The 26,189-nt window shown below is 71.9% G+C and carries 21 protein-coding genes and 1 pseudogene; 5 read left to right on the forward strand and 17 right to left on the reverse strand.

Translation table 11 applies throughout. The features are described from left to right. Positions 1–2: 2 nt before the first annotated feature. A complete protein-coding gene (locus tag ACIBVL_RS08080) occupies positions 3–1,493 on the reverse strand; it encodes a glycosyl hydrolase family 28-related protein (RefSeq protein ID WP_399093682.1) in 1,491 nt (496 codons plus the stop codon). 40 nt (positions 1,494–1,533) lie between these two features. Between ACIBVL_RS08080 and ACIBVL_RS08085 the strand changes: the two genes are divergently transcribed. Further along, positions 1,534–2,235, forward strand: coding sequence for a CDP-alcohol phosphatidyltransferase family protein (locus tag ACIBVL_RS08085; protein WP_399093685.1), 702 nt, complete (start codon positions 1,534–1,536; stop codon positions 2,233–2,235). A gap of 21 nt (positions 2,236–2,256) precedes the next feature. Here ACIBVL_RS08085 and ACIBVL_RS08090 read toward each other — a convergent pair. The 5 genes and pseudogenes from ACIBVL_RS08090 to ACIBVL_RS08110 form a co-directional block, all read right to left on the reverse strand. Next, positions 2,257–2,673 (reverse strand): annotated as a pseudogene (locus ACIBVL_RS08090) (adenylyltransferase/cytidyltransferase family protein); the annotation flags it as partial. After that, positions 2,670–4,253, reverse strand: coding sequence for a fibronectin type III domain-containing protein (locus tag ACIBVL_RS08095; protein WP_399093688.1), 1,584 nt, complete (start codon positions 4,251–4,253; stop codon positions 2,670–2,672). The gene ACIBVL_RS08095 and the pseudogene ACIBVL_RS08090, both read right to left, overlap by 4 nt. Before the next feature lie 81 nt (positions 4,254–4,334). Next, positions 4,335–5,882 (reverse strand): oligosaccharide flippase family protein, encoded by a 1,548-nt coding sequence (locus ACIBVL_RS08100; RefSeq protein WP_399093692.1) that lies wholly within the window; start codon positions 5,880–5,882, stop codon positions 4,335–4,337. Beyond that, a complete protein-coding gene (locus ACIBVL_RS08105; RefSeq protein WP_399093695.1) occupies positions 5,879–7,456 on the reverse strand; it encodes a hypothetical protein in 1,578 nt (525 codons plus the stop codon). Before ACIBVL_RS08105 ends, ACIBVL_RS08100 begins: the two co-directional genes overlap by 4 nt. Continuing rightward, entirely contained in the window at positions 7,453–8,925 is a 1,473-nt protein-coding gene (locus ACIBVL_RS08110) for a hypothetical protein (protein ID WP_399093698.1), read from the reverse strand. Before ACIBVL_RS08110 ends, ACIBVL_RS08105 begins: the two co-directional genes overlap by 4 nt. Before the next feature lie 187 nt (positions 8,926–9,112). Between ACIBVL_RS08110 and ACIBVL_RS08115 the strand changes: the two genes are divergently transcribed. Together ACIBVL_RS08115 and ACIBVL_RS08120 are read left to right on the forward strand one after the other, a co-directional pair. Continuing rightward, a complete protein-coding gene (locus ACIBVL_RS08115) occupies positions 9,113–10,093 on the forward strand; it encodes an NAD-dependent epimerase/dehydratase family protein (protein ID WP_399093701.1) in 981 nt (326 codons plus the stop codon). A gap of 10 nt (positions 10,094–10,103) precedes the next feature. Continuing rightward, positions 10,104–11,303: a glycosyltransferase family 4 protein gene (locus tag ACIBVL_RS08120; RefSeq protein WP_399093704.1), complete on the forward strand. Its 1,200-nt coding sequence runs from the start codon at positions 10,104–10,106 to the stop codon at positions 11,301–11,303. Between the two features lie 40 nt (positions 11,304–11,343). Here the strand turns inward: ACIBVL_RS08120 and ACIBVL_RS08125 are convergent, their stop codons facing one another. The 3 genes from ACIBVL_RS08125 to ACIBVL_RS08135 form a co-directional block, all read right to left on the reverse strand. Beyond that, positions 11,344–12,480, reverse strand: a complete 1,137-nt coding sequence (locus tag ACIBVL_RS08125) for a glycosyltransferase (RefSeq protein WP_399093707.1) — start codon at positions 12,478–12,480, stop codon at positions 11,344–11,346. Further along, a complete protein-coding gene (locus ACIBVL_RS08130) occupies positions 12,477–13,043 on the reverse strand; it encodes a putative colanic acid biosynthesis acetyltransferase (protein ID WP_399093710.1) in 567 nt (188 codons plus the stop codon). Before ACIBVL_RS08130 ends, ACIBVL_RS08125 begins: the two co-directional genes overlap by 4 nt. Positions 13,044–13,176: 133 nt before the next feature. Further along, positions 13,177–14,538: a sugar transferase gene (locus ACIBVL_RS08135; RefSeq protein WP_399094836.1), complete on the reverse strand. Its 1,362-nt coding sequence runs from the start codon at positions 14,536–14,538 to the stop codon at positions 13,177–13,179. Between the two features lie 299 nt (positions 14,539–14,837). Between ACIBVL_RS08135 and ACIBVL_RS08140 the strand changes: the two genes are divergently transcribed. Beyond that, entirely contained in the window at positions 14,838–15,053 is a 216-nt protein-coding gene (locus tag ACIBVL_RS08140; protein ID WP_399093713.1) for a dodecin, read from the forward strand. Between the two features lie 91 nt (positions 15,054–15,144). Here the strand turns inward: ACIBVL_RS08140 and ACIBVL_RS08145 are convergent, their stop codons facing one another. After that, positions 15,145–15,636, reverse strand: coding sequence for a hypothetical protein (locus ACIBVL_RS08145; protein WP_399093716.1), 492 nt, complete (start codon positions 15,634–15,636; stop codon positions 15,145–15,147). Between the two features lie 71 nt (positions 15,637–15,707). Here ACIBVL_RS08145 and ACIBVL_RS08150 point away from each other — a divergent pair, with 71 nt between their 5' ends. Beyond that, entirely contained in the window at positions 15,708–16,721 is a 1,014-nt protein-coding gene (locus ACIBVL_RS08150) for an LLM class flavin-dependent oxidoreductase (RefSeq protein WP_399093719.1), read from the forward strand. Here the strand turns inward: ACIBVL_RS08150 and ACIBVL_RS08155 are convergent. From ACIBVL_RS08155 to ACIBVL_RS08185, 7 genes are all read right to left on the reverse strand, one after another. Further along, positions 16,673–17,767, reverse strand: coding sequence for an NAD-dependent epimerase/dehydratase family protein (locus ACIBVL_RS08155; protein WP_399093722.1), 1,095 nt, complete (start codon positions 17,765–17,767; stop codon positions 16,673–16,675). The two genes, ACIBVL_RS08150 and ACIBVL_RS08155, sit on opposite strands and share 49 nt — an antisense overlap. Before the next feature lie 59 nt (positions 17,768–17,826). Further along, positions 17,827–20,013 carry a bifunctional polysaccharide deacetylase/glycosyltransferase family 2 protein gene (locus ACIBVL_RS08160; RefSeq protein WP_399093726.1) on the reverse strand — a complete coding sequence of 729 codons (2,187 nt, stop codon included), beginning with the start codon at positions 20,011–20,013 and terminating at the stop codon, positions 17,827–17,829. 903 nt (positions 20,014–20,916) lie between these two features. Then, positions 20,917–21,780, reverse strand: coding sequence for a lysophospholipid acyltransferase family protein (locus ACIBVL_RS08165; RefSeq protein WP_399093729.1), 864 nt, complete (start codon positions 21,778–21,780; stop codon positions 20,917–20,919). After that, positions 21,777–22,550, reverse strand: coding sequence for a GNAT family N-acetyltransferase (locus ACIBVL_RS08170; protein ID WP_399093732.1), 774 nt, complete (start codon positions 22,548–22,550; stop codon positions 21,777–21,779). The genes ACIBVL_RS08165 and ACIBVL_RS08170 overlap by 4 nt, the downstream gene beginning before the upstream one ends. A gap of 227 nt (positions 22,551–22,777) precedes the next feature. Next, positions 22,778–23,527, reverse strand: coding sequence for a succinate dehydrogenase/fumarate reductase iron-sulfur subunit (locus ACIBVL_RS08175; RefSeq protein WP_399093735.1), 750 nt, complete (start codon positions 23,525–23,527; stop codon positions 22,778–22,780). Beyond that, positions 23,524–25,473, reverse strand: a complete 1,950-nt coding sequence (locus ACIBVL_RS08180) for a fumarate reductase/succinate dehydrogenase flavoprotein subunit (protein ID WP_399093738.1) — start codon at positions 25,471–25,473, stop codon at positions 23,524–23,526. Before ACIBVL_RS08180 ends, ACIBVL_RS08175 begins: the two co-directional genes overlap by 4 nt. A gap of 1 nt (position 25,474) precedes the next feature. After that, positions 25,475–26,146, reverse strand: coding sequence for a succinate dehydrogenase (locus ACIBVL_RS08185; protein WP_399094839.1), 672 nt, complete (start codon positions 26,144–26,146; stop codon positions 25,475–25,477). Positions 26,147–26,189 lie beyond the last annotated feature (43 nt).

Consider the following 26,189-nt stretch of genomic DNA (forward strand, 5'->3'; position numbering starts at 1 on the left):
CGTCAGCCCGGCGGGGGGCTCGTCGCGGGCGGTGCCGTCCGGGCGGGCGCCGGCGCCGGGCTCGCGGACGTCACCGGACCGGCGGACGGGGGCTGCGCGCCCGACGGGGTCTGCGGACCGCGGGCCGCCGTTTCGGGGGCCGCGGGCGCGTCGGGCACGACCGCGTCGGACCCGTCCAGGCAGTCGACGAAGCTGACGAAACCGGGCCGGCCGCCGCCGTCGGTGACGGCGAACTCCTCCGACGGGTGGCTGCGCAGCAGACACATGTCGTAGCGGGCGACGGTCGGCAGGGAGTCCCGCCGGCCGTCCGTCCGGTACTCGTGACGGCCCATCAGCTGGCAGGAGTCGTAACGGACCAGCGGTCCCTTGGGCCCGACGACATAGCGGTGAGGCCGGGCTTCGGGTGCGAAGTTCTTGAAGGCGAGTCCGGTGTCGTCGCAGTCGCTGAAGTGGATGGTGCCGCTGCGCCACACGGAGTCGATGATCCGCGCGTCCGGGTTGCGCACCTCGAAGCGGATGTCCTGGGCGTGGAACCGCTGCACCGAGTCGTGGTGCTGGGCGACGGGGAAGCGGAAGAAGGTGCTCGTGGTGCCGTACTCCGGACTCTGCGGGCGGGTGCCGGTGATGATGTAGGAGCCGCCCCGGCAGGTGATGGAGCCGCCGTAGGGGAACTCCAGGAAGTTGCCCCACTCGTACTCGACCTTCATGTCGTTGAACCAGTAGTTGAGGAACTGATCCTGGTCGTTGGGCTCCTGCCGGCGGCCCGTGAGGCCGGAGTACAGGAACGCCCTGCGGTAGGCGCCGCCGACCCGGCACGCCTCCCAGCGCATCTCGGAGTTGGTGTCCGTGCCGTCCAGGGAGATGCCGTACTCCCACTCCCCCATCCACTCGCACTCCGAGAACCGGTAGTCCTGCGCCTGCCCGGTGGAGTAGGAGCTGAGGAAGGAGGCGCCCGGAGTGGCCGAGCGGAACTGGATGCGTTCGAAGGAGAGGTTGGACCAGATGTCCTCGTTGCGGCAGAGGTAGGAGCCCGGTCCGACGGGCGGGCGGAACACCAGGGTGGTCATGCGTTTGCCCGCGCCGCAGAAGCGCAGCCCGTTGACCGGACGCAGCGGGGCGGCTCCGTCCAGCAGGGCGCGGGGGCGGGTGATGAGGAACTCGCCGGGCGGGATCTCGATCACCGTGCGGCCGACCCCGCGGGAGGCCCGGGCGGCGGCGAGCGTGTAGGCGTATGCGAACGCCGCGCTGTCGTCGGTGCGTCCGTCGCCCACCGCGCCGAGGTCGCCGACGTTGATCACGCGTGACAGCAGGCCGACCGCCGGACGCCCCTGTCCGGGACCGTCGGGGGCGACCGGGGCGACGGGGCCGCCTCCGGGTCCCGACGCGGCCGACGCGCTGTGGGCGGTGAGGACCGTCGCGCCCAGCAGTGTCACTCCGCCACGCAGAAGCTGCCGACGGCTGACAGGGGACATCCCGCCTCGCCGTTCTGCCATAATTGCCTTCTTTCCAGCGGTTTTTTAATAAAGGAGGGAAATGGCCGAGTTTGTCGCGGTGCTCAGACATCTGTCGGCGGCGCAGAAGCCCGCCAAGGGGGTCTCGCTCTACACGCGGTTCGTCAACCGGCCGGCCGGCCGGGTCCTGGCGGCGCTGGCCTACCAGATGGGGGCGACGCCGAATCAGCTGACGGTGCTCGGCGCCCTGTTCACCTTTCCGGCCCTGACCGCGGTGGCCCTGCTGCCGCCCACGCCGACGATGGCGGTCTGCGTGGGCGCGGCCCTGGCGGTGGGGTTCGCGCTGGACTCGGCGGACGGTCAGCTGGCGCGCGGGCAGCGCTCGGGGAGTCCGTCGGGCGAGTGGCTCGACCATGTCCTGGACTGCGTCAAGATCGCCGCCCTCCACCTGGTGGTGCTGGTGTCGTTCTACCGGTTCTTCACCCTGCCCGGCCCGGTGTGGCTGCTCGCGCCGATGGTCTTCCAGCTCGCCGCCGTGGTGATCTTCTTCGCCGGGATCCTGACGGAGAAGCTCAAGGGGCGGACGCCGGGCGGTGTGCCGCCCGGCTCGCCCCCGGCGCTGCGTGCCGTGCTGCTGCTGCCGGTCGACTACGGCCTGACCTGCCTCAGCTTCCTATTCCTGGGCAGTCAGGACGTCTTCCTTGTGGTGTACTGCGCGCTGCTGCTGGCACACGTCCTGTTCATGGCCGCCTTCCTGGTGAAGTGGTTCCGCGAGCTGCGCTGACGGGATGGCCGGCGGCTCGTGCGCGGCCAGCATCCGCAGGGCACTGCGCAGCAGGGTGCTGGAGGTGTGCATGGTGTAAGGGAAGTAGACGACCTCGACGCCGACCTCCCCGAACCGCCGCTCGTACTCCTGCCACTTGGGCGTCCCGCGCCAGTCGTCGCCCTTGAAGATGACGTGGAACCCGACGCGCTTCCAGACGTTCAGCTTGTCGAGCTCCGTCTCCACGATGGCGTCGTCGACGCACCGCAGACCGCGGACGATCTCGAGGCGCTCGGCGAGCGGTACGACCGGGACCTTGCCCTTCAGCCGCGCCGTCAGCTCGTCGGAGGAGACCCCCGCGACGAGCCGGTCGCAGTGCCGGCGCGCCTCACGCAGGATGTTGAGGTGGCCGATATGGAACAGGTCGTAGACGCCGGGCGCGAATCCGATGCGGGTCACCGCGCGTCACCCGTCCCTCGTCGCGCCGCCTGCGACGGTCCGTCCGCGCTCTGCTGCGCGGTCCTCTTCGGCACGTTCACGCTCAGGGAGCGGGACTTGCGCGAGGTGTTCGAGCCGTCCGTCACCTCGATGGCGTACCGGTGGCTCGAACCGGCGGCCACCGAGTCCTTGTAGGTCATCTTCGGGCGGTCCCAGTAGGTGGACGACTTCGTCTGCCGCGCGACCAGCTTCCCGTCGCGGTAGATCCGGTACGTCAGTGAGGCGTCGTCGCGGTCCCAGGCGGCACGCCAGGTGAGGGTGACCTGGCCGGGCTGGGACGCCGCCAGGGAGAGGGAGGGCACCTCGGGCGCCCCGGTGTCCTTGTCCCCGAAGCGCGTGAGGCCCTGCTGGGGCTTGTCGTTGACCTCGGTGAACTCGCCGCCCGCCCACAGGACGCCCTTCGACACCACCAGGGCGCGCGGGCCGACCTCTTCGCCGAGGCCGCCGTCGGTGTCGGGGAACCAGTGCAGGATCCTGCGGTCCTCGACGGACTGGGCCAGGAAGTGCTGCCGGTCGCCCCGCTCGGGGAACCCGCCGGGCGTCTCGTTGCAGTTGTGCGAGTGGGAGGCGCTGTACAGGACGCCCTTGAAGGGCACGACGGACTGGGTGGCACCGAAGCAGGTGTCCTTCCACACCATGGTGCCGTTGGCGAGCCGGCCCGCGATACGGCCGTCGTAGATGCCCGGCCCGTGGCCCTCGGCGCCCACGAAGAAACGGGTCTTGTCACGGGCGATCGTCTTCACCGACGACTGGGTCGGGAACCAGCCCGGGTAGGTGAGCACCGTCGCACCGGTGGTGGGGTTGAGAGCCACCAGGGAGCGGGCGCGCTGTCCGTTGACCGTCTCGAAGTCGCCGCCGACGAAGAGCCGTCCGTGCGAGGTCGCGGCCGACAGGGCACGCACCGGCTGGTCGATGTCCGCCTTGAAGGGCAGCAGGGCGGCGCCCTTCGGGGAGACGGCGGCGATGTGGTTTCTGCTCTGGCCGCCGACGCGGCCGAAGTCACCGCCGAGGTAGACCGTCCGGTCCGTCGCCTCGATGGCGCGGACGGTGGCCGACACGGCCGGCTTGAAGTCCTTGCGCACGGAGCAGTCGGCGGTGTTGACGGCGACCATGTTGGCGGCCTTCTCGGATCCGACGCCGTCGAAGGAACCGCCGACGTACAGCACCCGCCCGTCCGGCGAGGCCTTCATGGCCCGCACGGTGTGGTTGTGCCCGGTGAACGTCGGGGCGCAGGGCAGGAGTTTGCCGGTCACCGCGTCGAACGCGGCGAAGTTCTTGCGCGCTGACTGGCGTTGGCCGGGCGCGGCACCCGGCGGGCGGACCGTGTCGAAGGATCCTCCGACGTAGACGACGCCGTTCGCGGCGGCCAGCGACCAGACGATGCCGTCGGTCTGCCAGGTCGGCAGCGCGTCGGCGGCGAGCGTCTTCGGGTCGCCTTCGGCCGCCGCGGCGAGGGAGGCGTCGAGCAGGGCGGTGGTGCACACGAGGGCGGTGACGGCGACCCTGGTGACCGGCTTCGTACGGAGCTTTCTCAGGTGCAAGGGAACCCCGGGTGGCAGTGGTGGGAGTGGTGCGAGACGGGACGTCGGCCGAGAGGCCGGGACGCTGCGGCCGGGCCGGTCTCATGCGGCGCGGCGGCGCAGCACTCCGACCAGCTCGCTCACCCTCAGCGATGTCCGATATCGCCACAAACTAATAGCAAATACACACATTCCCAAGGCCATCCCCACGGCGAGTCCTGACGGAGTGTCACCCTCCCTCGTACGGGCGGCACCCAGCACCACGGAGACGGTCAGTCCGACGGCGACGGCGGTCGTGTAGCCGCGGTCCACGGTGGTGAAGCCGAGGCGCAGCCGGATGAGCAGGGCCGCGGCGAGGTTCTCCACGACGATGGCCGCGCCCCAGGACACGGCGGCACCGAGCACGCCCCAGACCGGGACCGCGAGCGCCCCGACGGTCAGCTGCACCGTGAACGCGACTGCAGTGATGGCCAGATGCCATGAACTCCTGCCCGCCATGAGCAGTACCGTCTGGGCGTTGCCGACGGCGACGTTGACCATGGAGGCGGCGCACAGCACCACGAGTGCCGGCGCGCCCTGGACGAACTCCGGTCCGAAGGCGGCCAGGAAGGTCTCGGGGAAGGCCGCGACGAGGACGAACAGCGGCCAGGAGAAGAGCACGATCCAGCAGGTCGACACGCGGTGCAGGGAATGTGCCTCGGTGTCCTCGCCGAGGGCGAGCAGCCGGCTGATCTCCGGTGCGACGGCGAGCCGGACGGCGAGCTGGAGCAGGGTGCCCGCGGTGACGATCCGGCCGATCGCCGTGTAGACACCCGCGTCCCCGGCCGTGGCCAGGGCCGACAGCAGGATGACACCGACCCAGGCCGCGCTGATGTCGAAGACGGAGGAGACCGCGCGGGGCGCGGCGAAGGACCAGAACGTCCGCCAGGACACGGCCCCGCCTCCGGCGGAGCGGGAGTACCTCGCGCCCCGGCCGGCGCGGCAGCGGCGCAGGGCGAACCAGGCGGCCGCGGAACCGGCCAGCGCGGGCAGCAGCCACGCCGAGGCGAGGGCCGGCAGGCTGGGCAGGTAGCAGGCCACGGGGAGGGCGATCAGCAGGCGCAGCAGCGGCTTGCCGACCTGCTCCACGCCGACGAACGGCACGACCGTGCCGTATGCCCGGGTGGCGCCGAGCAGGACCATGCCCACGGTGGCGACGGGCAGGAAGAGCCCGAAGAGCCGGACCAGCGCCACGGCGTCCGCCTGGGGCAGCTGGGGCAGGAGCAGGGTGGCCACCGTGGGTGACAGCAGCAGGGGCGCGGCGGCCACGATGGAGGCGGCGGCCGCCGGCAGGACGGCCATGCGCAGCAGCACGCCGACCGAGCTGCCGTCGTGGAGGGCGAGGTCCCGGGGGACGAAACGAATGAGCCCGGCGTCGGCGCCGAGCTTGCAGGTGTTGCTGAGGATGGTGAACAGGGCGACACCGGTGAAGACCACGCCCGACCCGTCCGCTCCCACGGCGCGGGTGACCAGGCCGACCAGAAGGAAGGAGAAGACGGCGTTCGCGGCGGAACCCGCCATCCCCCACCACCCTCCCCGGGCGACCGCCGCCACCGCGCCCGGGGCGGGGGCCCCGGCGCGGATGGGAGCGGTCGCTTGGGGTGCGGTCACCGGCGGGAGACCGAGAGGGTGCCGTCCTGAGCGGGAAGTTCCATCGGCGCGGGGGCGTGCAGCGCCGGACGGTACTTCGGACGGCGGCGCGGCAGACCCAGGCGCCGGCGGGTGCGTCCGGCGTCGAGCACGGCGCCGAGGAGGCGGCCGCCGGAGCAGTCGATCAGTTCCTGCACCTGCCGGAGCTCCTCCTGCCGGGTGGTGCCCAGTCCGGCGACCAGGACGACACCGTCGACGCGCTGGGCGACGGCGAGCGCGTCGGCGTTTCCGAGGAACGGCCCGGCGACGACGACGGTGGACGAGTCGGCGCCCGGCAGCATCCGGTTGACCTCGGCGGGAAGGGCCCGTCGGGCGTGCGGGCCGGCGCCGCCACCGGAGCTGAAGGCGAACCGCCCGGCCACGTCGGCGTCGACGAGGACGCTCCCGCTGGGCAGGAACGCCTCCTCCAGGGTGGGCGCCTCGTACGGCATCAGCGGCAGCCGGTGGGCGAGTTCCGAGGTGTCGGGGGCGGCGTCGACCAGCACCACCTCGCCCCCGTACTCGGCGAGCGCGGCGGCCAGGTTGGCGGCGACCTCCTCGGCGGCGTCGGCATTGCGGGGGGCGACGACGAGGACGTGTCCGGTGCCGTCCGGGCTCCCGGTCTTGCGCAGCCGGAAGGCCAGGGCCCGGAACGCCTCGGCGCGGGCGCCGCCGGTGCGGCCGACCTTCAGCAGCTCCTCGCCCGTCTCGTCGTCGGGCAGGACGCCGAGCACCTGCGCGCGCAGGGCGGCCCGCACATCGCCGACCGACCGGACGCGGGTGTCCAGGGCGGAGCGCAGCCAGGCCAGCACCACGCCGATGAGCAGGCCGCACACCAGACCGAGGCCGAGCAGGGTCCGCAGTCCCGGTCCCACCGGCAGGCCGGGGGCGGTGGCCCGGCGGACGACGTCACCGGCGTCGGTGTCCCGGGACTTGATGTCCAGGACGCGCTTCTGCAGGTTGTACAGCTGGCTCTGCGCGGCGGTCTTGGTGTCCGGCCGCTCCAGCTTCTCCTGGGCCAGCTGCTGGTTGAGCACCTGGATCTGCTGGTCGAGGGCGCCGGTCGCGCGCCGTACCGCGGACTCGTTGCGGGCCTTTCGGTCGGCGAGGTAGGCCTGCGCGAAGGCGTTGGCGCCGCGGGCCGCGCGCCGGGGCGCGTCGGCGGTGAACTCGAAGCGCAGCACCCGGGACTTCATCGGATTGGTGACCCGCAGCCGGGCCGCGAGCGTGCCCGCCTGGCTGTCGGGCCGGCCCAGGATGTGGGCCGTGCGCCGGGCGACCTCCTCGCTGGTGGCGATCTGCTGTTCCGTGGTCATGCTGACCTGGTTGTCGGCGGAGACGCCGACGGCGCCGAACGGGTCGGCGGTGGAACGCACCAGGACCTCGCTGGTGGCGGAGAAGGTGTGCGCGCGGTGCTGGGCCAGGGCCAGACCGCCGAGCAGTCCCAGGAGGAGGCCCAGCGCGATCAGGGCGCGGTGGCGCAGGATGCGGCGCAGTTGGTCGCGTAGTTGGTCCGGCTCGTCGTACCGGTCGTCGAGGTGGATGGGGCCGGTCACGGGTGCCCTCCTGTTCCGGGGATCGATGCGTGACGGGTGGGTGCGGTCGGCATCGCCGACGAGGCGAACCGGGATGCCCGGGCAATGGGGCTGCTGATGAGCAGCGGGACGGCCACCAGCAGGGTCAGCGGGCCCGCGATGGCGAGCAGACTGCCGCGCAGGAAGACCATCTGGTAGAAGGCGAAGGCCGGGACGAGCAGGGCCGCGAGGGCGCCCGGACTCTCGCGCAGCCGGTGGCGGACGTCGTCCACCCGTCGGCCGAACGCGCCCAGCAGGCAGAACACGACGATCACCGCGAAGGGGCCTGCCCACAGGTAACTCTCGATCCACAGGGGCGCGGAGAGGTTGTGGAACTCGTATCCGGCGTACTCGGCCAGGGCGATGCCGGTGTCCGAGGGTTTCTCCGGCCAGATCGAGCGCGGCACCATGAACAGCGGGGGGCCGAGCAGGTTCTGCGGGGCGAAACCGTTGTCGTGCGCGAAGTCGACGCCGGTCTGCACCTGCTGGAAGGCGTCGTAGTCGCCGTTGGTGGTGAACTGGTCGGAGAGGGAGACGACGGCGAGGGCCTCCCGGTCGCTGTAGCGGAAGTAGTCGCTGTACGGGAAGACGAACAGCAGCGCCCCGAGGAGCCCGGCCGCCGTGACCCGGAAGGCACGGAGCCGGCACAGCCGGGGCACGGAGAACAGCAGGGTCAGCAGGACCATGCCGGCCCAGAACCGCGGCTTGCTGATGGGGTTGTTGACGACGACGTTGAGCGCCAGCAGCACCGGCAGCAGCAGCCAGCGCACCCCGCGCAGCCAGCGGTCGCCGCCGGGCAGGCGCGGCACCCGCAGCAGGCCCAGCAGCGCCCAGAACGCGGGCACCGACAGCGACCAGCTGAGCAGGGACCGCAGCGAGGAGTCCTCGCCGCCGGCCTCGGTGATGGCCTGGCGGCTGGTGAAGTAGGCGCCGAGACGGCCGGGTTGGGTGGAGATCAGGAGCGCCGCGAGGGCGAGCGCGAGTCCGCACAGGGCCAGCAGGCGCCAGGGCGCGAGCCGGCGGGAGAGGACACGTTCCAGGAGACCCGGCGGGGCGGTGTCCGCCCGGGTGCGTTCCCGGCGGTCGGCGAGGGCCGTTCCGGCGCTGTAGGCGAGGAGCCCTAGTTCGACGACGGCCACGGCCCCGAGGGCGGTCACCTCGTCGGTCCGGTACGGCCACGGGTACACGTCGGCGGCGAGCATCGCCAGGGGTGCCAGGCCCAGCCAGATGTAGGCGAAGACCCAGAAGCCCAGGGCGACGAACCGCACCCGGGACGCGGTGAGCACCCGGGCGAGCGCACCACCGGCGTGTGCCACGACGACACCTTGCAGGGCGAGGGCGGCCGACACGTGCACACCGGGCGACTGGAGGATCAGCCCCGGCAGCAGGACGGTCAGCACCACGGCCCAGAGGGAGACCGCAGCCACACTGCGGACGCGCGCGTCCTGCATCCCGGCCTCTCCGTCGAGCGAATTTTTAGGCTGAAACATCACTGAAAGATATATAGCGCTTACATCGCGCTAATCAGCCCAGGCGCGCACAAATCGCGAAATTCTCGGCGTGCCAATTACCCCAAATCATGACAAGTCTGCATAGCTTATCGGCCATCAGATCTCCCGATTCGCAGAGGAGTTGTGCATGAGCCAGCAGGTAGACGTCGTCGTCGCCGGGGGCGGGGGATTCATCGGCGGTCATCTGGTGGGCGACCTGCTCGCCCAGGGCCTGACCGTCCGCTCCCTCGACATCAAGCCGCGGCAGGAGTGGTACCAGGTCCACCCGGACGCCGAGAACGTGGTCGCCGACCTCTCGCTCCTGGACAGCGCCCGCGCGGGCGTCCGGGGCGCGCGGCAGGTGTACATGCTGGCCGCCGACATGGGCGGCATGGGCTTCATCGAGAACAACAAGGCCGCCTGCATGATGTCGGTGCTGACCAGCACCCACATGCTGCAGGCCGCCCACGAGGCCGGTGTGGAGCGCTACTTCTACTCCTCGTCCGCCTGCGTGTACGCCGCCGGCAAGCAGACCGACCCGAACCTCACCGCACTCAAGGAGGAGGACGCCTACCCGGCCCAGCCGGAGGACGGCTACGGGTGGGAGAAGCTCTTCTCCGAGCGCATGTGCCGGCACTACGCGGAGGACTACGGCTTCGTCACCCGCGTCGCCCGCTACCACAACGTGTACGGCCCGCACGGCACCTGGAACGGCGGCCGGGAGAAGGCGCCGGCCGCGGTGTGCCGGAAGGTGGCCGAGGCGGTCCTCAGCGGCGACCACCGGATCGAGATCTGGGGCGACGGACTGCAGAGCCGTTCCTTCATGTACATCGACGACTGCCTGCACGGCAGCCAGATGATCATGAACGGGGACAGCGGTGTCCCGGTGAACCTCGGCTCGTCGGAGCTGGTCACCATCAACCGGCTGGTCGACATCGTCGAGGAGATCGCCGGTGTCCGCTGCGAGCGCGCCTACCGCCTCGACGCCCCGCAGGGCGTGCGCGGCCGCAACTCCGACAACACCCTGATCCGCGAGATCCACGGCTGGGAACCGTCGGTGACCCTGGCCGACGGCCTGGAGAAGACCTACGCCTGGGTCTACGACCAGGTCAAGCGCGCCCAGCAGTGAGGGACATCCGATGAGGATCCTCGTCCACGACTACAGCGGCCATCCCTTCCAGGCCCAGCTCAGCCGCGAATTGGCGCGCCGCGGCCATGACGTCGTCCACTCGACCTGCACGGCCTACGTCTCCGGCAAGGGCAGGCTCACCGGGGACACCCCCGGTCTGCGCTTCGCCACCATCGGGGACGGCACCGCGCTGAAGAAGGACGCCTACTTCCGCCGGCTGCGCCAGGAGACCCTCCTCGGCCTCGAACTGGCCCGGCAGGTACGGCGGGAGAGGCCCGACGTGGCCCTGCTGTCCAACCTGCCGATCCCGGTGCTGGTGGTGGCGGCGGGCGTGCTGCGGCGGCTGGGCATCCCCTGGGTGCTGTGGCACCAGGACGTGACCGCCGTGGCGCTGAAGAGCTTCGCCGCCGAGGGCGTGGCGAAGTCCATGGGCGTCGCCGCCAAGGTCTTCGGTGCCGGCGAGAAATGGTCGGCGCGGCAGGCCTCGGCCGTCGTGGTGATCGCCGAGTCGTTCCTGCGCGTTCACCGCGAGTGGGGCACCGCCGGCAAGGTCACCGTCATTCCCAACTGGGCGCCGCTGGACGAGATCCTGCCGGTCGACCGGGCCAACGCCTGGTCGGCCGAGCAGGGTCTGGACGGCGTGCGGACCGTGCTGTACTCCGGCACGCTGGGCCTGAAGCACAACCCGGCCCTGCTGGTCCAGCTCGCCGAGCGGCTGCGCGAGCGGGGCACCCCGGTGCGCCTGGTCGTCGTCAACGACGGCCCGGCCGTGCCCGTGCTGAGGGAGGCGGCGGCCGCGCGGGGCGTCGAGCTGACCCTGTTGCCCTTCCAGCCCTACGAACGGCTGCCCGAGGTACTGGGTTCGGGCGACCTCCTCGTGGTGCTGCTGGGCGCGGACGCCGGGGAGTTCTCGGTGCCGTCCAAGACCCTGTCGTACCTGTGTGCCGGGCGCCCGGTGCTCGGGCTGATGCCGGCCGGCAACCTGGCCGCGCAACTGCTGCGCCGGGCGGGGTCGGCGGTGTTCGCGCCGGAGGAGTCCGCGCTCGACGAGGCGGCCGCCTGGGCGGGGGAGATCCTTTCCGACCCGGTGCGCGCCGAGTCGCTGGGGAAGGAGAGCCGCGCCCTGGCGGAGCGGGAGTTCGCCCTGCAGGACTGTGCCTCGCGTTTCGAGGACATCCTCCGTACGGCGAGCAGCGCCCCGCCGCGCTGAACCGGCGGTTCGGCCGCGCGCGGCGGCCGAACCGCTTGCCTCATCGTCGTCCCGGCCGGTCCCGGTAGAGGTCCTCCAGACGGTCCACGACCGCGCGGATGGAGAAGACCTCGTCGATCGCGCGCCGGCCGGCCTCGGCCATCCGGCCGCGCAGGTCCGGGTCGGCGAGCAGCCGGCCCACCGCGTCGGCGAGCGCCTCCGGGCTGCCGTCGGTCACCAACGCCGCCTCCCTCTCGGCCAGTTCGGCCGCGATGCCGTTGCTGTCCGTGCACACGACAGGGGTTCCCTCGGCCAGCGCCTCCAGGACCGTCATCGGGAACGGCTCCAGCACGCTGGGCAGGACGTACACCGCGGCCTTCCGGTAGGCCTCCAGGGCGGCGGAGTGGTCCAGCGCGCCGCCGTAGGAGACCACGTCGCCGATCCCCCGGTCACCGATGAGCCGCCGCACTCCGGGGAGGGATCCCTCGTCGGCTCCGTAGAGCGTGAAGCGCGCCTCGGGGTTCTCCTTGTGGACCAGGGCCGCCATCTCGACGAAGGCCTCGGGGCGTTTGCGCGGGTGCAGCCGGGCCAGGAAGAGCACCTCGTGGTCGCCGCGTGTCCCGGCGCCGGTGCCGTGGGCGGACAGGCGCAGGCCGTTGGGCAGGTGGATCAGCGGTGGCCCGTCGGGGCCCAGCACCGCGGACAGTTCGCGCCGCTCCCGGTCGGTGAGGACGAGACAGGCACGCGCCCGGCGCAGCAGGGGCACGAACAGCCGGTCGAAGATCCGCGCCACGGGGGTCGTACGGGGCTCGACCATGCCGTGGGTCTGCGTGACGAAGTCCTTGCCCCGCAGCCGCGCCACGGTGAGCCCGGCGAGGGAGACGAGGTCGCGGCCCGCGTGAAGGTGGACGGCGTCGGCGCGGCCCATGGCCCGCCACAGGTCCCACAGCAGCAGGGGATGCATGAGCCCGAGGCAGCCCCGTCCCGGGACGACGCGCCGGGCCGGACGGGAGACGAAGGGGACGTCTCCGACGCGTTCTGGGGCCCGTGCCGTGCCTTTGGCGCCTCGCCACAGCGACACCAGCGTCACGTCGTGACCGCGTGCCGCGCACTCCTCCAACTGGGCGGCCGCCACGCTCGTGGGGCCGCCGAAGGCCCCGTCGTCGCTGACGAGCGTGACCACGTGGACCAGCCTCATGCGGTACCTCCCGTCGTCAGGACCGAACCCGACGGCACGTCCTGGTGGGCGACGGCGCCGGCGCCCACCACGGCGCCCGGGCCGACGGTGACCCCGCGCAGCACGACCGCGCGGGCCGCGACCCAGCTGCCCGGCTCCAGCCGGATGGGGCCGTTGTCGAACTCGAAGGTGACGGAACGGCGGCGGTGGCTGCCGGTGCACAGCAGCGCGCTCTGCGAGACGCAGCAGTCGTGGCCGATGGTGACGGGCTCGAGGTTGAGGATCCAGGCGTCCTCGCCGATCCACACGTCGTCGCCGACGTCCAGTTTCCAGGGCCAGTGGACGCGCACCCCGCGCCGGATCAGCACCCGCTGTCCGACGCGGGCGCCGAAGGCGCGCAGCAGCGGCGGCCGCCAGCGGGCCGGGAACCACCACTTGACGAACAGCAGATGGAGCACGGCGAACCAGGCGGCCTGCGTCAGCACAGGGCGCCCCTTGTCGTATCCGGCGCCGGTGAAGCCGCGCAGGTGCCGTGCCACGAGGGGCGGGTGTGTCGCGTCCCTGACGGATGTGGTCTGTACCATGACGCGATCCTTCACGCCCGGAGGGACGGATCCCCCGCGATGACGCCGTGTTGGCGGCAGACCTGCCCGGATGGCGGATGCGGCCCCCGGGGCCCGGGCCGGCGGGGCCGGGCCCCGGGGGCCGCATCCGTCCTCAGTACGCTCCCTGGCCGTCCAGCACCGCACGTACGGTGCGGGCCATGACGTGCACGTCCCCGGACAGCGACCAGTTGTCGACGTAGCGCAGGTCGAGCGCGACCGTCTCGCGCCAGGACAGGTCCGAGCGTCCGCTCACCTGCCACAGGCCGGTCAGGCCCGGCCTGACGTTGAGCCGGCGCATCTCGACGCCGTTGTACTTGACGACCTCCTCGGGCAGCGGCGGGCGCGGCCCCACCAGGGACATGTGGCCGAAGAGGATGTTGAACAACTGGGGCAGCTCGTCCAGCGAGTAGCGGCGCAGGATCCGCCCGACGGGGGTGACCCGGGGGTCCCGGCGCATCTTGAACATGTGTCCGTCGTTCTCGTTCTGCGCCTCCAGACCGCTCTTGAGCCGGTCCGCGTCGACCACCATGGTGCGGAACTTCCACATGGCGAACCGCATGCCGTGCCGGCCGACCCGGGTCTGCCGGTACAGGACCGGGCCCGGTGAGCCGAGCCGGACTGCCAACGCCAGCAGGAGCAGCAGCGGTGAGAGCAGGAGGATCAGCAGCAGGGCGCCCGCCCGGTCCACCACCGACTTCGCGACGGTGTGCGCACCACGCTGCAGGGGCGGGGCGATGTGCAGCAGGGTGAGTCCGGCCGCCGAGGTCAGCCGCACCCGCCGACGTGCCACGTCGGTGATGCCGGGCAGCACCATGAGCGAGCGGCCCCGGTCGTACAGCGCCCAGGACAGCCGGCGCATCCGCTCTCCCGACAGGTACGGTCCCGGCGCCACGAAGACCAGGTCGGCCCCGAGTTCGTCGGCCGCGCCGAGGACGACGGCGGCGTCGGTCTCGGGGGTCTCGGGCGTCTCGCAGGGCAGCCGTACGCACACCGGTACCCCGGAGTTCAGCTCGCCCTCGCCCACCGGGCAGGCGCCGACGATGACGTACTCGTGGTCGGTGCGCTGGGCGAGCTGCCCGACCACCGCGTCGAGTGCCGAGGCCTCGCCGACGACCAGGACGTGGCGCAGGGAGCGCGCGTTGCGGCGGGCGGCCAGCAGATGACGGTGGATCGCCTTCTGGCAGACGCCCGTGCACACCAGGGCGGGGATGAGCGCCGTGAACGCCTCGGCGGGCACACTGTTCAGTCCGCAGACCACGCGCAGCGTCGCCAGGGCGCCGACCAGGACCAGCCAGTCCCGTACGACGGCCCGCAGACCGCCTCCGTCGCCCCAGGCCAGGGGTGTGTAACGCTTGCTCACCACCCCGATCAGCGGCCACAGCAGGGCAGCGGCGGCCGCCAGGCGCAGGGGATGGGGCTCATGGACCTCCACGATCGTCGCCGTGACCGGCAGGGCCGCGGCCAGCAGGTCCACACAGACGGAGAAGGGGCCGTACCAGTGGGCCCGGGTCTTCTCACGGTGGATGGGGTGACGCGCCACGGGAATCGGCGCCTGTCGGGACATCGCGATCCTGAACCGCCGCATGGTCTCCTTCAAACCCCCAGTCGCAGATCAGATTCCTCACATGATCCTTATATCACTGCATGGGTAAGAAAATAGTCTTTTATGGCGGTGCGTGGCACCGTGTGGCATGGCGACGCGGCGCGGGTTGGGGCACGGTGGAGTGACGTGTGACGACGTGACGACGCCGTCACGGCTGAGAGGAGCACCTGATGTCGAACCACACCTACCGGGTCACGGAGATCGTCGGCACCTCGCCGGAGGGCGTCGACCAGGCCGTCCGCAACGGCATAGGCCGCGCCTCGCAGACGCTGCGCAACCTGGACTGGTTCGAGGTGACGCAGGTGCGCGGGCAGATCGAGAACGGCGACATCGCACACTGGCAGGTGGGCCTGAAGGTGGGCTTCCGCCTGGACGAGACGGACTGACCACCGAGGCCCGCCGGGTACCCGCCCGGCTGGGCCCGAGGTGTGTTTCGAAAGTCCCGCGTCCGGCCCGCGACGCCGCTTTCGAAGCGCCTCAGGTACGGCCCTCCCGCTCCTGCGCCTCGCGCAGTTCCGGCGACGGCGCCGTCCAGCGCGCCCGCACGACCGTGAACCCCGCCCGTTCGGCGTCCTCGCACACCAGCACGTCGTCGTCCACCAGGACCCGCACCTCCCGGTCCCGGGCGAGCCGGCGCAGGATCTCCAGCTTGGTGCGCCGGGCGGGCCGGCGGTCGTCGTCGCGCCGCATGTACACGCGCCCCTCGGGCAGTCCGTGCGCGGCGAGCCACTCCTTCGTGTCGCGCCGGCAGCGCTCGGGCCGTCCGGTCAGGTAGACGATCTCGCACTCCTCGGCGCTCTCCAGCACCAGCGCGATGCCCTGCGGAATCGGCGGGTCCTGGGGCGCGGCGGCGAAGAACGCGTCCCAGTCGCGCGGCCTGCGCTCCAGGAACCGCTGCCGATGGGCCGTGTCGGCGAGGGTGTTGTCCAGATCGAACACGGCGAGCGGCCGCCTGCTGCTGTCGGTCACGCCCTCCACCCTAAACAGGGAGCCGAGCGGCCCGCGAGGAATCCCGTGGGCCGTCAGGTGTTGAACCTCGTATGAGCTCCGCGATCGCCTCTGCCCGCTTCTCCGTCCTCGACCGCTCCCGCATCCGCGAGGGCCACACCGGCGCGCAGGCGCTGCGGGACACCGTGGCGCTGGCGCGGGAGGCCGAGCGGCTCGGCTATCACCGGTTCTGGGTCTCGGAGCACCACGGTGTGCCCGGCGTCGCGGGTTCCGCGCCCACCGTCCTCGCGGCCGCCGCGGCGGGGGCGACACGCACGATCCGGGTCGGCACCGGCGGGGTGATGCTGCCCAACCACCGGCCGCTGGTCGTGGCCGAGCAGTTCGGCGTGCTGGAGTCCCTCTTCCCGGGACGGATCGACATGGGTCTGGGTCGCTCGGTGGGCTTCACCGACGGTGTGCGCAGGGCGCTCGGCCGGGACAAGGACGACGCCGACGACTTCGCGGCCCAGCTGGAGGAGTTGCTGGGCTGGTTCCGGGGCACCTCCCCGAGCCGGGTGCACGCGTACCCGGCGGAGGGGCTGAGCGTTCCCCCGTTCGTGCTGGCCATGGGCGAGGGCACGCTGATCGCGGCCCGTGCGGGCCTGCCGATGGTCATCGGCGACCTCCGCGACCGGGAGCGGATGCGCCAGGGCGTCGACCGCTACCGCACCCACTTCCGCCCCTCCCCCTGGGCGTCGGAGCCCTACGTCGTCGTCTCGGGCACGGTCGCGGTGGCCGCCACGCCCGAGGAGGCCCGCCGGCTCCTGTTGCCGGAGGCCTGGTCGATGGCGTACTCGCGGACCCACGGCACCTTCCCGCCGCTGCCGCCCGCCGAGCGGGTCGAGGGGCGGCCCATGACCGCGAAGGAGCGCGGCTTCTACGAGTCCGGTCTGAGCGGCCACATCGCGGGCACCGAGGAGCAGGTGGCCGACGAGCTGGAGAGGGTGCTGAAGGACACCGGTGCCCAGGAGATCCTCGTCACGACCAGCACGTACGACCGCGAGGCGCTGCTGGACTCCTACCGGCGGCTGGCCGGGATCGTCAACGGGGAGAACCGCACCGGGTGACGCTGCTCGCGCCAGGACCGGTAGTGGTCGATCAGGGTTTCCTCGACGGGGCGGTAGCTGAGGCCCAGTTCGTCGATGCTGCGGCTGTTGTCCACACGGAAGCGGATGCCGAGGTGTTTGCGGATGTAGTCCTGGGTGAGCCCGAAGGCCGGGCCGAGAAGGCGAACGGGCCAGTGCGGGAGGGCTGTCCGGGGCAGGCGGAGGTTTCGCGGGTGGTGCTCGAGCAGGATGCGGGACATCTGGTGGAAGGACGTCATCTCCTCAGCCGCCACGATGTAACGGCCGTGCGCTTCGGGGCGTTCCGCCGCCTCGATGTGGGCCAGGGCGACGTCCCGTACGTCCGCCGTGGTGAAGCTGAAGTCCGGGGCGCCGTAGAAGAAGTAGCCCTTGAGGAGCTCGTCCAGCAGGAAGAGGCTGCCCGAGTCGGAGGCGGGGGTGAGGGAAGGGCCCAGGATCAGGCCCGGGTTGACGGAGACCATGCGCCAGCGGTCCTGGGCCGCCTCCGCCTCCCACGCGGCTCGCTCCGCCACCGTCTTGGCGTAGTGGTACGGGTTGTTCTCGACGGTGCTCGTGGAGTTGAAGTACTTCTCCGACAGGACCCGCCCGTCCATGTCCAGCACGTCGACGTAGTCGCCGAAGACCGCGCCCACGGTGGACGTGAAGACCACTCGGCCGACCGTCTCCGTCCGCTCCACGCTCGCGAGCACGTTGCGGGTGCCCAGCAGCGCGGGCTCCACCACGTCCCTGCGGCCGTCCTTGATCTTCTCCGGCATGAGAAAGGGCGACGCCACGTGGAAGACGACCGCACAGCCCTTCATCGCCTCGTCGAAGGAGCCCTCCCGCAGCAGGTCCGCCTCGAAGATCTCCAGGCGGCCGGGGTGCGCCCGGCCCATCGCCCGCAGCGGGTCCACCTTCGCCGCGTTCGCCGTGCCGCGCACGGTGGTGTGCACCCGGTAGCCGCGCTCCAGGAGCTGTCGCACCAGATGGGCGGCGACGAAGCCGCTGCCCCCTGTCACCAGGACCGTCTCGCTCGAACTCTCTCTCACGCGCGCTCCCCTCAGGACGTCGGGCCTGTCATGATCCCACCACGACGCTCAGCGGACGCTCAGGGCTCCCGGATTGACGGCTGGGCAGGCAGCATCACCTCTCCGCTGCGCTTGAGTCGCTGCCAGGGCAGGCGGTAGCCGTTGATCGCGGTGAGGCACGCCTGGAGCAGAACCAGGTACATCAGCTGACGGTAGAGGACCTGCTGCAGCGGAAGCGCCCAGAGCGGCCGGAGCCTTTCGCCGTCGAGGTGGAACGCGTAGACGGCGCAGACGGCCTGCACCGCCAGCACCCCGGTCCAGGCCAGCATCGTGCCGAGCCGGTTGCCGAACACCAGCCCGTAGACGGTCAGGATGTCGATCAGCGGGGCGAGGAGAGGGGTGAGGATCTGGAAGACGGCCAGCAACGGCAGGCCGACGCGGCCGAAGTGGCCCGCATGGCCGCGTTCGAGCAGCGCGTGACGGTGCTTCCACGCGGCCTGCATGGTGCCGTAGCTCCATCGGTACCGCTGGCGCCACAGCTCCCGCGGCGAGGCCGGCGCCTCGGTCCAGGCGAGGGCGTCCTCCGCGTAACGGATCTCCCACCCGGCCCGGTGGAAGGCCATGGTGATGTCGGTGTCCTCGGCGAGGGTGTCCCCGCTCATCATCCCGGCGTCGCGCAGCGCCGCGGCGCGGAACGCCCCGACGGCACCGGGAATGGTGGGCAGACAGCGCAGCAGGTCGTACGCGCGGCGGTCGAGGTTGAAGCCCATGACGTACTCGATGTGCTGCCACCGGCCGAGCAGGCGCCGGCGGTTGCCCACCTTGGCGTTCCCGGCGACGGCGCCGACGCCGGGGTCGGCGAACGGCTGCACCAGGCGGTGCACGGTCGAGGGGGCGAACACCGTGTCGGCGTCCAGCATGACGACGAGGTCGTGGGAGGCCCGCAGGATGCCGGTGTTGAGGGCGGACGACTTGCCGCCGTTCGGCCGGCGGATGACGGTGACGCCCTCGAGGGCCAGGGATTCCGCGAGGTCCGCGGTGCCGTCGTCGGAGCCGTCGTCCACGACGATGATCTCGACGGGGTGATCACCGGCCGCGAGGGAGCGGAGCGTCTTGGCGATGCAGGGCCTCTCGTTGTAGGCGGGGACGACCACGCTGACCGGCCGGGTGACGGGCTCGCCCCGGCCGTCACGCAGGCGCCGGGTCCTGCGGGCATGGTGACGGGCCAGTACGAGCAGCAGCGCACACCGGGCGAGGACGAGTGAGCCGACCACCAGCAGCAGCACACCGGCGACCGACACCACCGTCCTGGACACGGTCACAGCGGCGACGAAGATCCGCCCCTGCCACAGGTCCGCCGTGTCGACGCGGCCGGTGAGACGGGCGGCGCCGAGGGCGTCCGCGAGAGTGGTGAAGCGGTAGCCCTGCGCCTCGAGCCGGGGGATCAGGGTCTTGAGCGCCTCGACGGTCTGTGATCTGTCTCCTCCCGCGTCATGGAGGAGGACGACCGCGCCCCGGCCCGGCGTCCTCGGGGTGGCCGCTTCCACGATCGCCCTGGCGCCCGGCCGCCGCCAGTCGTTGGTGTCCTGGTCGATGAACGCCAGGATGTACCCCTTGTCGCCGAGCCGCCGGGCCATGGACCATGCCGGGCCGTCCAGGGCGGAGGGGACCGAGGAGTAGGGCATCCGCAGCAGCGAGCTGTTGATGCCCGCGGCCCCCGCGAGGGCGAGCTGGGTCAGCGCCAGCTCACGGTCGACCTCGCTCGCGGACAGGGTGGTCAGGTCCCGGTGCGAGAAGGTGTGTACGCCGATCTCGTGGCCGGAGCGGATGAGCCGGCGCAGGACCCCGGGGTGGCGGGCGACCTGCTGCCCGGTGACGAAGAAGGTGCCGGGCGTGCCGTAGTGGTCGAGAACGGCCCGTACACGAGGCGTCCAGGTGGGGTCGGGGCCGTCGTCGAAGGTCAGGACCACCGTCTTGTCCGGAGCGCGGTAGGTGCGCGGATGATCACGGGTGGTGTCGACGATCGGGCCGCCCTCGGTGACCTCCCGGGGGACGCCGGCGGCCGATCGTGCGCCGCGCCCCACGTGGTCACCGGCGAAGCCCCGGGTGGTGTACGCCTCGACCAGGAGTACCGAGACGAGGAAGGCCAGCAGGACGAGCGGTACGACGATGCGGAAGCGATGCCGGGACGGCAGCCGCGCTCGGCTCCGCCTCGGACCGGATGACGTCGGTGCGCGGCGGACCGGCCGGTGGAGGCGCGGACGCATCAGGGAGCCTCGGCGACCGGTGTGCCGGCGGGCGGAGACGTGCTCGGGTCTTCGGACGGGGCGGAGGGGCCGGTCGACTGCGGGGTCGGCTCCGGCGTGGGCGCGGGTGGAGCGGGCGCCGGTGGAGCGGGGGACTCGGGTGACGGTGGGGCGGACGGGTCACTGGTTTCCGGTGCGGGCTCGGGCGACGGCGGGGGTGAGGCGGGAGTGCCGCCGGTGCCGGGTTCCGGTGCGGGAGCGGGCGACGGTGGCGGTGAGGCGGGAGTGCCGCCGGTGCCGGGTTCCGGCGCGGGAGCGGGCGGATCGCCGGCCGGGGTCGTGGGTTGCTCCGGCGAGGGTGGCACCGGGGTCGTCGGTGTCTCCGGTCCGGCGCCGGCCGGAGGTGCCGGCGCGATGGTGAGCGGGGGGCTTCCGGACGGCGGAGCACCGGGCGGGGCGGGTGGCGCGAGCTGCGGGACGAGGAGGGTGCCCGGACCGGCTGCCGTCCCGGGGCCGTACGGCCCCGGGCGTACCGGCGCGGACGGGTCGCCGCGCGCTGAGGGCGCTCGGACCGGGGGGTGCCGTTCCGGTGCGGCGGGCCCCGCCGCACCGGGGACGGGGACCGGCAGGATCGTCTGCGGCGCGAAGGGCGTTGCTCCCATCAGGCTCAGCCCCAGCACCGCCATGTACGCGGCTGCCAACCCGGCCAGCCCGTATCCGGTACGCCGGAGTATCAGCGCACGTCGGCCCGAGGAGTCGACGAACACGGGGACATGGTCACCGGTCGACGACTCTGTCCCCATATGTTCTGACTTGGCATGATGAAGCACCATAAAGTCAGCGTACGTCCGCGCAGGGCGTGCCCAGCAGGGGGTCCCTCCACCGGCGACCGGGGCCGGACACCACGATCGACGGCCGGGCCGATCACGCCGGTCCCGCCGCGAGCCCCGGCACCGCCAGGCCGCCGTGCGGCACGTCACGGCGCCCGTCGAGGTGTCCGCCCGGCCGCGTCCGGCCCAGTGAGCGGGCCTCGGCGGCACGGGCGAGTGTCCTGCGGTCGGTGTGGTGCTCCGTGCCGAGCGGGGGCGGGACCTCGACCTCGGCCGTGAGTCCGCGTGCCGCGACCACCCGCCACACCGAGGCGAGCAGCGAGTCGTCACCGACGAACGCGGGCGCCGTGGTGGCCGCTCCCCCGGTGAGCCGGTAGCGGATCCGGACCGGCTGGACCGGGACCCCGGCGTCGAGGGCGGCCTGGAAGGCGGCCCGGCGGAAGCGGCCCTGGGCGCGACCGCACCAGGTGCTGCCCTCGGGGAACACCGCGACGGCCTGTCCGTCCCGCAGCGCACCCGTGAGGCGCGCGACCGTGGCGGGGAGCGCGCGCAGCCGGTCGCGGTCGATGAACAGCACACCGCCGCGCGCGGCCAGCGCGCCCGCCACGGGCCACTGCCGGATCTCGGCCTTGGCGAGCATCCGGGCCGGGCGGACGGCGGCGAGCAGCGGGACGTCCAGCCAGGAGATGTGGTTGGCGACCAGCAGCAGTCCGCCGGTGGGCGCGGCGGCGCCGGTGAGGTGGATCCGGACGCCCGCGGCCCGCACGATCCACCGGCTCCACCGCCTCACCAGCCCGTCGGGGACCCTCCCGCCGAGCGGCAACAGCGCGATCCCGGCGAGGATCAGCGCCACGACCGCCGCGAGCCGCAGTACGGCGCGCGGTACGGCCGCGGCGGACACCGACGCCTCCACGCACGCCCGCGGGGTGCAGGGCGCGCCGGGCAGCCAGACGCTCATGAGGCCGGGACGAGGGAGAGGAAGTGCCGCAGGTAGCGCGGGTTGACCCGGCGCATCGACAGCAGCACGTACAGGTCGGCCACCCCGAAGTCCGGGTCGTGCGCGGGCTCCCCGCACACCCAGGCGCCCAGGCGCACATAGCCGCGCAGCAGGGCGGGCAGCTCGGCGCGGCCGGCCGGCGGCGCGACCTGCGGCACCCACGGCAGCAGCGGTCGTACGCGGTACTCCTCGGGCGCGAGGTTCCTCTCCCGCACCCGGTCCCAGGTGCCGGCCGCCAGGGCGCCGCCGTCGGCGAGCGGGATCGAGCAGCAGCCGGCCAGCCACTCGTGGCCGCGGTCCACCATGTAGCGGGCGATGCCGGCCCAGATGAGGCCGATGACGGCGCCGTCGCGGTGGTCGGGGTGCACGCAGGAGCGGCCGACCTCGACCAGGCCGGGCCGGATCGCGTCGAGCGGGGTCAGGTCGAACTCGCCCTCCGAATAGAGACGGCCGGCGACCGCGGCCCGCTCCGGCGGCAGCAGCCGGTACGTTCCGACGACCTGTCCGGTCTCCGTGTCGCGCACCAGCAGGTGGTCGCAGTAGGCGTCGAAGGGGTCGACGTCGAGGCCCGGCTGCGGGGAGGACAGCAGGGCGCCCATCTCGCCGGCGAACACGTCGTGCCGCAGCCGCTGCGCGGCCCGTACGTCGTCCTCGTCGCGGGCCAGGGTGACGGTGTAGCGGACGGGTGCCGTGGACTGCTGGGGACGGTCGAGCGTGGAAACGCCGGTCATGGCTGACTCCTGGACACGGGCCACATCGGGGACGGTGGCGCTCCCCCTGTTTCTCCCGACCCCGGTTGGCGTGTACGTGACCGGTGCCGAGAGCGGGGATGTGGGAATGTTGAATGCCAGGCGCTCGTGCGGTCGCCGGAAAGCCAGACGGGACCGGGGATGAGCACCACTCCCGGCCCCGCCCGTCCGCACTGTTCGGCGAACGTCTCTTCGCTGTTCGGGTGGCCCTACCTCTTCGCCACCTTCCGCGTGGCCCGCAGCCACTCCTTGTTCATGCTCGTGATGGACACCAGCGGAATGCCCTTGGGGCAGGCGGTCGCGCACTCGCCCGTCAGCGTGCAGCCGCCGAACCCCTCCTCGTCCATCTGGGCCACTATGTCCAGGACCCGGGTCTCGCGCTCGGGCGCACCCTGCGGCAGGACGTTCAAGTGGTTGATCTTCGCCGAGGTGAACAGCATCGCGGCGCCGTTCGGACACGCCGCCACGCAGGCGCCGCACCCGATGCACTCCGCGTGCTCGAACGCGAAGTCCGCGTCCGGTTTGGGCACCGGCGTCGCATGTGCCTCCGGCGCGGCGCCGGTCGGGGCGGTGATGTAGCCGCCGGACTGGATGATCCGGTCGAACGCCGACCGGTCCACCACCAGATCCTTGATCACGGGGAAGGCCGAGGCCCGCCACGGCTCGACGTCGATCGTGTCGCCGTCCGCGAAGGACCGCATGTGCAGCTGGCAGGTGGTCGTGCGCTCGGGTCCGTGCGCGTCCCCGTTGATGACGAGGGAACACGCCCCGCAGATCCCCTCCCGGCAGTCGTGGTCGAAGGCGACGGGGTCCTCGCCCTTGAGGATGAGCTCCTCGTTGAGCGTGTCGAGCATCTCCAGGAAGGACATGTCGGGGGAGATGCCGTCCACCTCGTAGGTGGACATGGCGCCGTCGGCGTCGGCGCCGCGCTGCCGCCAGACGCGCAGGGTGAGCTTCATGCGTAGCTCCGCTGGGTGGGATGGACGTACTCGAAGACCAGGTCTTCCTTGTGCAGGGTGGGCGCCTCGCCGGTGCCGGTGAACTCCCAGGCGGCCGCGTAGGCGAAGGTGTCGTCCTTGCGGGCGGCCTCGCCCTCCGGGGTCTGCGACTCCTCGCGGAAGTGGCCGCCGCAGGACTCGGCGCGGTGCAGCGCGTCGAGGCACATCAACTCGGCGAGCTCCAGGTAGTCGACGATCCGGTTGGCCTTCTCCAGCGACTGGTTGAACTCCTCACCGGTGCCGGGGACCTTGACGCGCCGCCAGAACTCCTCGCGGATCTGCGGGATGCGCTCGAGCGCCTTGCGCAGCCCGGCGTCCGTGCGGGCCATGCCGCAGAACTCCCACATCAGCTCACCGACCTCGCGGTGGAAGGAGTCGGGGGTGCGGTCGCCGTCGACGGACAGCAGCAGGTTGAGCCGGTCCTGGGTCTCGGCCAGCACCTCCTGGACGACGGGGTGTTCGTCGGTCACCGCGCCCTGGTGCGGGTTGCGGGCGAGGTAGTCGTTGATGGTCGCCGGCAGCACGAAGTAGCCGTCGGCCAGGCCCTGCATCAGCGCGGAGGCGCCGAGCCGGTTGGCGCCGTGGTCGGAGAAGTTGGCCTCGCCGATCGCGAACAGGCCGGGGATCGTGGTCTGGAGGTCGTAGTCGACCCACAGCCCGCCCATCGTGTAGTGCACGGCCGGGTAGATCCGCATCGGCACCTCGTACGGATCCTCGTCGGTGATCCGCTGGTACATGTCGAAGAGGTTGCCGTACTTGGCCTCGACGGCCTCGCGGCCCATCCGCTCGACGGCGTCGGCGAAGTCCAGGTACACGCCCTGCCCGCCGGGCCCCACGCCCCTGCCCTCGTCGCACACGTTCTTCGCGGCGCGGGAGGCGATGTCGCGCGGGACCAGGTTGCCGAAGGACGGATAGACGCGCTCCAGGTAGTAGTCGCGCTCGTCCTCGGGGATCTTGTTCGGCGGCCGGTCGTCACCCTTCGCCCGGGGCACCCAGATCCGGCCGTCGTTGCGCAGCGACTCGCTCATCAGCGTCAGCTTCGACTGGTGGTCGCCGGTGCGCGGAATGCAGGTGGGGTGGATCTGTGTGAAGCAGGGGTTGGCGAAGTACGCGCCACGCCGGTGCGCCCGCCAGACGGCGGTGGCGTTGGAGTTCATGGCGTTCGTCGACAGGTAGAAGACGTTGCCGTAACCGCCGCTGGCGAGGACGACGGCGTCTGCGAAGTACGTGTCGATCCTGCCGGTGATCAGGTCCCGGGCCACGATCCCGCGCGCCCGCCCGTCGATCACGATCAGGTCCAGCATCTCGGTCCGCGGGTGCATCTCGACGTTCCCCGCGGCGATCTGCCTCGACAGGGCCTGGTACGCGCCCAGCAGCAGTTGCTGGCCGGTCTGACCGCGGGCGTAGAACGTCCGGGACACCTGTACGCCGCCGAAGGAACGTGTGTCGAGCAGTCCGCCGTACTCCCGCGCGAACGGCACGCCCTGCGCCACGCACTGGTCGATGATCTCGACGGAGATCTGTGCCAGCCGGTGCACGTTGGACTCGCGGGCCCGGAAGTCGCCGCCCTTGACGGTGTCGTAGAACAGCCGGTGGACGGAGTCGCCGTCGTTGCGGTAGTTCTTCGCCGCGTTGATGCCGCCCTGGGCGGCGATCGAGTGGGCGCGGCGCGGGGAGTCCTGGTAGCAGAACTGGACGACGCGGTAACCCTGTTCGGCGAGCGTGGCCCCGGCGGAGCCACCCGCGAGGCCGGTGCCGACGACGATCACCGTGTGCTTGCGCCGGTTGGCCGGGTTGACCAGCCTGGCCTCGAAACGGCGCCTGTCCCAGCGCTCGTCGACGGGACCCGAGGGCGCCTTGCCGTCGACGAGGGGCTCGCCGGTCGCGTACTCCACGAAGGTTGTCATGTCAGTTCACCACTCCGGTCATGACGCCCACGGGTACGGCGACGAAGCCGGCCGTGAGCAGCAGCGCGAGGACGTCGGCGACGGTCTTCAGGGCGCGGTCGCGGGTGCGGCTGCCGACGCCGAGGGTCTGGGCGGCGCTCCAGAAGCCGTGCCGGACGTGCAGGCCGAGCGCGAGCATCGCGACGATGTAGATGACGTTGCCGTACCAGGTGGAGAAGGTGTCCACGACGTTCTGGTACGGGTGGCCCTCCTGGAAGCCGCCGCTGTGCACGGTGCCGGTCGTCAGGTCGAGGATGTGCCAGACGATGAACAGGGCGAGGATGATCCCGCCCCAGCGCATGGTGCGGGTGGCGTAGCTCGCCCTCGGCTTCTTGTGGACGTACGGGGTGGGCCGTGCCCTGATGTCGCGGCGGCTGAGCTGGTACGCGGAGGTGGCGTGGGCGACCACGGCCACGACCAGCACGCCGCGGACCAGCCAGAGCGTCCACTCGTAGTGCATGAACGGTTCGCCGACCGTGCGCAGCCAGTGCGCGTAGTGGTTGAACTCCTCCGGGCCGAAGAAGATCTTCAGATTGCCGATGACGTGGGCGACCAGGTACAGCAGCATGATCACGCCGCTGACGGCCATCACCGTCTTCTTGCCGACGGAGGAGTCCCACACGGTACGCGCCATGGACGGCCGTCGGTCCGTCCGCGTTGCCAGAGCCATGTCCCAA

Origin of the sequence: Streptomyces sp. NPDC049687 (genome assembly GCF_044465285.1) — a bacterium.
Lineage (GTDB): Bacteria > Actinomycetota > Actinomycetes > Streptomycetales > Streptomycetaceae > Streptomyces.

Bases quoted from the DNA above. Each gene is read 5' to 3' on its own strand.
- ACIBVL_RS08175 (WP_399093735.1), bottom strand. From the start codon at position 23,527: ATGAAGCTCACCCTGCGCGTCTGGCGGCAGCGCGGCGCCGACGCCGAC.
- ACIBVL_RS08170 (WP_399093732.1), bottom strand. From the start codon at position 22,550: ATGACCGGCGTTTCCACGCTCGACCGTCCCCAGCAGTCCACGGCACCC.
- ACIBVL_RS08085 (WP_399093685.1), top strand. From the start codon at position 1,534: ATGGCCGAGTTTGTCGCGGTGCTCAGACATCTGTCGGCGGCGCAGAAG.
- ACIBVL_RS08080 (WP_399093682.1), bottom strand. From the start codon at position 1,493: ATGGCAGAACGGCGAGGCGGGATGTCCCCTGTCAGCCGTCGGCAGCTT.
- ACIBVL_RS08180 (WP_399093738.1), bottom strand. From the start codon at position 25,473: ATGACAACCTTCGTGGAGTACGCGACCGGCGAGCCCCTCGTCGACGGC.
- ACIBVL_RS08160 (WP_399093726.1), bottom strand. From the start codon at position 20,013: ATGCGTCCGCGCCTCCACCGGCCGGTCCGCCGCGCACCGACGTCATCC.
- ACIBVL_RS08115 (WP_399093701.1), top strand. From the start codon at position 9,113: ATGAGCCAGCAGGTAGACGTCGTCGTCGCCGGGGGCGGGGGATTCATC.
- ACIBVL_RS08150 (WP_399093719.1), top strand. From the start codon at position 15,708: ATGAGCTCCGCGATCGCCTCTGCCCGCTTCTCCGTCCTCGACCGCTCC.
- ACIBVL_RS08110 (WP_399093698.1), bottom strand. From the start codon at position 8,925: ATGCAGGACGCGCGCGTCCGCAGTGTGGCTGCGGTCTCCCTCTGGGCC.
- ACIBVL_RS08125 (WP_399093707.1), bottom strand. From the start codon at position 12,480: ATGAGGCTGGTCCACGTGGTCACGCTCGTCAGCGACGACGGGGCCTTC.
- ACIBVL_RS08185 (WP_399094839.1), bottom strand. From the start codon at position 26,146: ATGGCGCGTACCGTGTGGGACTCCTCCGTCGGCAAGAAGACGGTGATG.
- ACIBVL_RS08165 (WP_399093729.1), bottom strand. From the start codon at position 21,780: ATGAGCGTCTGGCTGCCCGGCGCGCCCTGCACCCCGCGGGCGTGCGTG.
- ACIBVL_RS08130 (WP_399093710.1), bottom strand. From the start codon at position 13,043: ATGGTACAGACCACATCCGTCAGGGACGCGACACACCCGCCCCTCGTG.
- ACIBVL_RS08140 (WP_399093713.1), top strand. From the start codon at position 14,838: ATGTCGAACCACACCTACCGGGTCACGGAGATCGTCGGCACCTCGCCG.
- ACIBVL_RS08120 (WP_399093704.1), top strand. From the start codon at position 10,104: ATGAGGATCCTCGTCCACGACTACAGCGGCCATCCCTTCCAGGCCCAG.